The organism is Nonomuraea diastatica (genome assembly GCF_004349015.1).
GTDB classification, from domain to species: domain Bacteria; phylum Actinomycetota; class Actinomycetes; order Streptosporangiales; family Streptosporangiaceae; genus Nonomuraea; species Nonomuraea diastatica.
In genome coordinates, this window is the sequence record NZ_SMKP01000313.1 from 1 (window position 1) to 6,997 (window position 6,997).

General features: G+C 64.9%; 4 protein-coding genes and 1 pseudogene. 3 read left to right on the plus strand and 2 right to left on the minus strand.

Translation table 11 applies throughout. From position 1 onward, the window contains the following. Nucleotides 1–943, minus strand: a pseudogene (locus E1294_RS50275) (IS1380 family transposase); the annotation flags it as partial. 274 nt (nt 944–1,217) lie between these two features. Beyond that, nucleotides 1,218–2,264 (minus strand): glycoside hydrolase family 16 protein, encoded by a 1,047-nt coding sequence (locus E1294_RS50280; RefSeq protein ID WP_132519925.1) that lies wholly within the window; start codon nt 2,262–2,264, stop codon nt 1,218–1,220. A 1,390-nt stretch (nt 2,265–3,654) separates the two neighbouring features. On the opposite strand from E1294_RS50280, the gene E1294_RS50285 reads away from it, so the two are divergent. The 3 genes from E1294_RS50285 to E1294_RS50295 are packed head-to-tail and all read left to right on the plus strand — an operon-like array spanning nt 3,655 to nt 6,850. After that, nucleotides 3,655–5,010 (plus strand): ABC transporter substrate-binding protein, encoded by a 1,356-nt coding sequence (locus E1294_RS50285; protein WP_132519928.1) that lies wholly within the window; start codon nt 3,655–3,657, stop codon nt 5,008–5,010. A gap of 8 nt (nt 5,011–5,018) precedes the next feature. Further along, a complete protein-coding gene (locus tag E1294_RS50290; protein WP_132519931.1) occupies nt 5,019–5,963 on the plus strand; it encodes a carbohydrate ABC transporter permease in 945 nt (314 codons plus the stop codon). After that, nucleotides 5,960–6,850 (plus strand): carbohydrate ABC transporter permease, encoded by an 891-nt coding sequence (locus E1294_RS50295; RefSeq protein ID WP_132519934.1) that lies wholly within the window; start codon nt 5,960–5,962, stop codon nt 6,848–6,850. The genes E1294_RS50290 and E1294_RS50295 overlap by 4 nt, the downstream gene beginning before the upstream one ends. The last annotated feature ends 147 nt before the right edge of the window (nt 6,851–6,997 follow it).

Consider the following 6,997-nt stretch of genomic DNA (forward strand, 5'->3'; position numbering starts at 1 on the left):
GGTGCGGCCGCTCCTTGCGGGCGATGACGCGCATGCCCTTGGGCCGGCCGGTCAGGTCCAGCAGGCCGGTCAGCTCGGCGACCCAGGCGCCGGGCCGGACCTGCCGGTCAGCGTTGTAGGCGGGCGTCCAGGCGCTCTTGGGCAGGCGCAGCACGGCCTGCCGAATCTGCTCGGTGAGGGTGAACCCGATCGAGTACGACAGCCGGCGGCCGGGCTTGGTGAGCCAGGTAGGAACTCGTGCGTGCCGCCGCCGGAGTCGGTGCGGATCAGCACCTGCCGCCTGCGGTGCTGGGGCAGCTGGGCCAGGGCCAGCCGGGTGGCTTCGATGTGGTCGGCGGCGGTGTTGGATCCGGCGTTGCCCGGCCTGAGCACGATGGCCGGAGCCGCCGGAGCCGCCGGCGCCGTGGTCGGCGAAGACGGTCATCGGGTGGAAGCCGAAGGTGTGTTTCCAGGTCGGCGCGGCGTGCTGTTTGTCGGAGTGGGCGATGACGATGGTGGCGTCGAGGTCGAGCGGGATCAGCTCGCCATCGCTGCCCGGTGCTGCGGGTCGGGCCAGGTCCCAGGCACGCTGGCGGGCCAGGGGCCGCGCCGCGCGCAGGGCCTTGAGCGCCTTGGCCTCGTCGCAGGCGAGGTGGTTGATCAGGCGGGAGACGGTCGGGTCGGAGGCCACCGGGCCGAACAGATCGGGCTGGGCGCGCAGCAGGGCGATGTCGGCCAGACAGTCGCCGCCGAGGGCGAGGGCGACGGCCAGATCAGCCACGATCTTGCCGGGGTCGTGCACCGCGCGGGCCGGTCGCCAGCGCTCCAGCTGCGCCGAAAGCGCCCGGTCCAGGCCGGTGAGGTGCAGGGTCTTGAGCAGCAGCAGGCTCCCGGCATGGGACAGCAGCCCGGTGCCGTCGGCGGAGGCGGTGATGGTGATGGTGATGGTGATGGTGATGGTGATGGTGATGGTGATGGTGATGGTGCGGTGGGAGGCGATAGTCTTCACGTGGCAAGTGCTTCTCGATCTGGCGCGGACAGGACTCTAGACAAGCCCCATCCTCCCAGCTCAGAAGCACTTTTCTCATGTAGTTGCTCAAGCCTCGCGAAACTCACCGCGAAAGCCCGAGGCTAATCGGACCGGAAGGCTGAAGGTAGGCGTCCTCAACTCAACGTCCCGACCAGATCGTATGACGAGAGGATCCGACACGCCCGTGCGGACGGTCAGGCCTGACAGATCACGCGGATTCGCCACCAAGCGCAGGTTCAGACGCTGCCATCCGACACCGAGTTGCGGAACCTACATCGTAGGAACTCGGGGCCGCGACGATCAGCGCGCCGTTCGCCTCGGAGTCCAGGTATCTGCCCGTCGCCACGTTCCGGATCTTGTAGGTGGCGCCGCTCATGATCGGCGCGTCCGCCGCTTTGCGGTAGGCACGGAAATAATCGACGACGAATTCTCTCGGCCTGGGGTCCGCGGGATCGACGTTTCCGGTCCAGCCCGCGTTCTCGTAGATGCCCAGCAAGAACACCGCGCCGTAGGCGGGAGACGCGTTGATGGTTCTCGTCAGGACATTGTCCACATACAGCTTGAGTTGCGTCGGTGTCCACTCGAGACCATAGATGTGCATCTCGGTCGTCATGTCGAATCCAACGGAGATCGTGTTGCTGGATTCCACTAAGCTGGGGTCGGACCACTTGTGCAGGCTGTAGAGAAAGCTGCGCCCCATCCGGCCCGGGTGCTCCATGACGTCGATCTCCCCGGTCTGGGTCGACGTGTCCTGCCTTCCTGCCGTCCAAAACGCGGTGTGGATCCCGCTTCTCGCCGAGCTTTTCGCGCGGATTTCGAAGTACCCGTACCGGGGCGTGTACTTCATGATGGTGGGGATCGAGTGATGGAAAGGAGAGGTCTTGTGCAGACCGGTCCTCTGCCCGGTCTGGATGCTGGAGACCTTCATCGGGTTGCCGTCGGCGTAATAGGCCGGCTGGTCGTCGTCGATGCGCAGGACGAGGGCGTTGTCGCGGAATCCGTACCGCGCCCTGGATCTTTCCTCGGTCGTCCGCGACTCGAAGTAGTTGGTGATCCACAGGCTCGTGTCGAGGCTGCCGTTGAACTCGTCGTTCCGATCGAGAATCCAACCAGGTTTCTCCAGCGGGTTCGGCGGAATATCAGCTGCTTGGGCGGGTTGCGCGGCCGTGGCGTTGAAGATGAGCGCCGAGGCCAGCAGCGAGAGTATGATCCCTGATCGGGTAAGTCGTTGAATGCCTAAGTGCGTATTCACCATGGGTTGCGACCGCCTTTCGATGGTCAAACGGCTGCGCGGCGAATCACCCGGACGTGCGCGTTGCTGCAGTAGCCGTGTGGCCAGGGATTCCGGGAAATCCTTCGCCGCCTGGGGCGGAGCGTGCTCTCAACCGCGTTGGGCATGAGCGAAAAGGCGTTAGATGGCTCGCCCGCAGAGGCGGCGGACAACGTCTCTGCAGGTGCCGCATCGGACCGGTCAACAGTTCCGGAAAACGTATTCCGCATTGTGCAAACAGACAGCGGCGATGTCAAGAGCCGACGTTGCCGACAGACGGCGTGGCCGATCCGACCGGCGATAGCAGGGGCGCCAGGCTTCCTGGGAAGGCTGCTGGCACCTCCGGCGCGCTTACTACGAATCCAAGAGTGGGCCTTTCGATACGTCCGCCCGTGCGTTACTGTGCACGTTCACAGAACCTCATTCAGCCTGTGAGGAGGACATGTGGCCGCGCTGCCAGCCCGTCTGCGGCTTCGCACGAGATCACCGCCACGCCCGCCGCGGGGCATGCGGCGACACTGCATCCACCTGACTGCGACCGTCGGTACGGCCGGCGCAGGGCGACAAGAGAGCGGCTCATGCGGACACGCCGCTCCCGAGGCACGGGCACAACCGAGCTGTCTGCCTTGCCCGCAATCGGCGGAACCGCCCCCTGCATTGCCAGCCACGCTGCCTGGCCCAGTCTGCGCCTGCCGAACTCCCCGACAGCCTTTCACCATGGCCGCCGCGGTGTTCTCCCTGAGGCCCCGGTACGGCACGCCGGTCAGCCCGGATCTCTCCCCTCCGAAAGGAAGCCCACGACGCGTATAGCCATCGAAGGCTGGCCCCTCGCGGCAGGGCCGACGTCGCGATATCTGCAATTAAAACGATATAACGACTGTGAGCGTACGTGCGTTAGCGTCGGGCCCGCCAAGGAGCCTCGCATTCCAGTTGCGCGTGGATGCTCACGTCGGCAATGGATAAGTCGCTGGGAACGTTCACAAACCTCATCAAACCTGCGAGGAGGACACGTGGCCTCACCCTCACCCTCACCCAAACCTGCGGCTTCCCAGCCGATCCCGGTCGCGCCGCATCGCAGCCCACGTAGTGCCATGGCCTCCGCTCGACCGTGACCGTCGACACCGGCCCCCGGCACAGCGACACCAGGGCTGCTCGAGCGGACCGATCACCCGCTCGCGGCGCAGAACGCTAGCGCCAACGGGTCAGTCTGTCATGCCCGTCCTCCGCCCCTGAGCACGACCTCCTTAGGAGGGTCCCATGAAAAAGATCTTGGTGGCGTTTGCGTTACGCGCCGCCGCGACCGTTCTCCATCACAACTGGAGCGAGCACTGTGAACGCTCATAGCGAATTCCCACTGGTTGGCGGAGGGAAGCCCATGTTTGACGGACGTATCAGCCGACGCCGCCTCCTGAGCAGCTCGGCCCTACTTGCCGGCGCCGCGGCGGCGACACCATTGCTCGGAGCGTGCAGCGCCAGCTCGGGCGGCCCGTCCGTCGACAGCAAGACCGTGACGCTCACCGTCATGTACAAAACCGACGAGCTGACGAAGGCGCACATCGCCGACTTCGAGTCCAAGAACCCCGGAATTAAGATCAACTTTGTTGAGTACGACAGCACGCGGCTCAACGCGATGCTCGCCTCGAACGAGCCACCGGACTTCGTGCGTGCGGTGGCGGTCGGCAGCTCGAGCGCCAACGCCCAGGAACTGTACACCGCGCTGGACCCGTACATGGCGAAGAGCAGCGTGTTAAAGCCGGAGCACCTGCTGTCGGTCAACGACAGCTTCCGATGGGACGGCACGCGGAGCGGCCAGGGCCCGTACTACGGAATCGTCAAGGACTGGAGCCAGGACGCCACGCTCTGGTATAACCGAGCACTTTTCGAGGAAGCAAAGATCCAGCCGCTGAGTACGACTGAGCCGATCTCGTGCGACGAACTGTTGGAGATCGGGAAGAAGCTGACCAAGAAGAGCGGCGGCAAGACTAAGGTCTACGGCCTCGGGGTGGAGTGGGCCTGGGGCCTGTCGGCGCCGATCATGATGATGATCCTGCAGCAGGGTGGCCAGGTGTACAGCGCGGACCTGACCGAGACCGACATGACCACGCCGGAGGCGTTGCGAGCGCTGAAGTGGTATGTCGACTTCGCCCAGGCCGGCGTGGGGCCCACCTCGCTTGACCCGGCGCCGGACGGTGCCGACCTGTCGCTCTTCCTCGCCAAGCGGATGGCGATCACCCAGGACGGCTACTGGTTCGGCGGCAACTTCGTCGAAGAGTCCGACGAGATTAAGAACAACGTCGCGATGGCTCCCGCGCCGGTGATGGGCGACAAGCGCATCAGTCCCACCTACGTGGGCTGGGGTGCGGCCATCCCTGCGAAGGCCAAGCACAAGGACGAGGCGTGGAAACTCATGGAGTACTTCATGGCCGGCCCGCCATCCGAGGAACGGGCGAAGAGCGGCTGGGGCATACCGGCCTTGAAAGCGCAGCTGTCGATGTTGCCGCAGGAGCTGCCGTACCAGAAGCAGGCGTACCAGACTCAGCAGGCCGAACTTCAGTACGCCGGCCAGTTGCCCGACTCTCCCTACATGGTCGCATCCGACGGCTGGAACACCGTGCTCGACAAGCAGCTTCAGCGGGCCATCAAGAAGGAGATCATCGTCGAGCAGGCCGGCAAGGCGATCACCGATGAGGTCAACAAGCTGCTGAAGCAAGGCAAGGACCAGATCGGCTAGTGGTCGCTATGGCAACGGAAAGGGCGAGGCGTGGGCGGCCCCGCTGGAAGCGGCATTCCAGCGGGACGTTCTACCTGTTCGTCTCGCCCTGGATACTTGGTTTCGCGCTGCTCACCGCGCTACCGCTCGGCTACGCGCTCGCGATCAGCCTGACCAACTTCAACGGCGTCAGCGAACGTTGGCGCTGGGTGGGCTTGCGCAACTATGCCGAGCTCATGGGTGACGCGGAGGCCATCGCCAGTCTGGTCCGCACGCTCGCGTACACCGCGATCGCGGTGCCGCTCATGGTGGCCGGCGGGCTCGGTCTGGCGGTGCTGCTCAACCGGCGGCTGAAGGCCGTCGGCCTGTTCCGGACGATCTTCTTCCTGCCGTCGGTCGTCCCGGTGGTCGCCATGGCGATCATGTGGAAGCTCATCTTCAACCGAGACGCCGGCATTCTCAACGCCATCCTCGAGAAGATCAGCATCGGCCCGATCGCCTGGCTGGTCGACCCGAACGCGTTCTACGCGCTGATCATCCTCACTCTGTGGGGACTCGGCGGAGGGATGGTGATCATGCTTGCCGCCCTGCAGGGCGTACCGGCCGAACTGGAAGAGGCGGCGCTCGTCGACGGCGCCAACCGCTGGCACGTGTTCCGCCACGTCACCGTGCCGATCATCTCGCCGGTCATCTTCTTCCAAGTGGTGACCGGCATCATCGCCTCCCTGCAGATCATCATCCAGCCGATGCTGCTGGCCCAGACGGCCCAGGTCGGCAGAGTGTCCGAGGTGCCAGAAAGCACACACCTGTACATGGTGCAGGTCTATCAGGAGTTCTTCGTCAATAGCCGGTATGGCTATGGCTCCGCGATGCTCTTTGTGTTCTTCCTGGTCATCCTGGCCATCACGCTCTTCGTGCAGCGGTCAAGCCGGCTATGGGTCCACTACACGGTCGACAGAGAGGCCGACCGATGACCATCACGAAGATCCCCACCCCAGCGCCCACAGTCAGCACGCGGCGGCGGGCCCGGCGCCCTCGGCGGCCCGCCAAGACGGCCGGCGCCTATCTGCTGCTGATGACGCTCGCGATACTGTTCGCCGGGCCGTTCGCCTGGCTTGTGCTGGCCGCCTTGAAGACCAAGGCGGAGTGGGTGTCGATCCCAGCCAAGCTCCTGCCCGAGGCGCCGCGGTGGGACAACTTCACGCAGGCTCTCACCGAAATCAACTTCGCGGCGTACCTGGGGAACTCGATGTTCCTCTCGTTCCTGTACGCGATCCTGGTGACTTTCTCCAGCGCGGCGGTCGGCTTCGGTTTCGCCCGCCTGCGCGGGCGCGGCAAACGCCCGCTGTTCGTGCTGTTGCTGTCCACCATGATGCTGCCGCAGATTCTGACTCTGATCCCGACGTACGTGCTGTTCGCCCGAGTCGGGCTGATCAACACGTACTGGCCATGGGTGCTGTGGGGCCTGGCCGCCTCACCCTTCCTGGTGTTCCTGTTCCGCCAGTTCTTTGCCGGCATCCCAGCCGAACTGGAAGACGCGGCCATCATCGACGGTTGCGGGTACGGCCGCATCTTCCTGCAGATCTTTCTGCCGCTGTCCCGGCCGGTGCTGTTGACCTCCTTCCTGCTCTCGTTCACCTGGATCTGGGGCGACTACCTCGGACCGGCCCTGTTCCTCGACCCCGACCAAACCACATTGTCCGTCGCCATCTCCGCCTTCTACCTCGACCCGCATGGCAACCCCGACTCCACGGTGCAGGCGGCGGCCGCCGCCCTTTACGTGGTGCCCGTTCTAGTGATCTTCCTGTTCGCCCAGCGTTACTTCATCCGCGGCGTTGTCAGTTCGGGTTTGAAGGGATAACCCACGACGCGCCTCACTTCGATCGCGAGCTGCGCCGCCGCACTGGTCACGGGACCGTCGGCGAATGCGGCCGTGATCGACCCGGTGGCGTACTACCAGATCGTCTCGCGGCACAGCGGCAAAGCGGTCGACATCGCCGACCAGTCG

What these genes read in the sequence shown, in the direction of transcription:
- E1294_RS50280 (WP_132519925.1), bottom strand. Translation starts at nt 2,264, where the DNA reads ATGGTGAATACGCACTTAGGCATTCAACGACTTACCCGATCAGGGATC.
- E1294_RS50295 (WP_132519934.1), top strand. Translation starts at nt 5,960, where the DNA reads ATGACCATCACGAAGATCCCCACCCCAGCGCCCACAGTCAGCACGCGG.
- E1294_RS50290 (WP_132519931.1), top strand. Translation starts at nt 5,019, where the DNA reads ATGGCAACGGAAAGGGCGAGGCGTGGGCGGCCCCGCTGGAAGCGGCAT.
- E1294_RS50285 (WP_132519928.1), top strand. Translation starts at nt 3,655, where the DNA reads ATGTTTGACGGACGTATCAGCCGACGCCGCCTCCTGAGCAGCTCGGCC.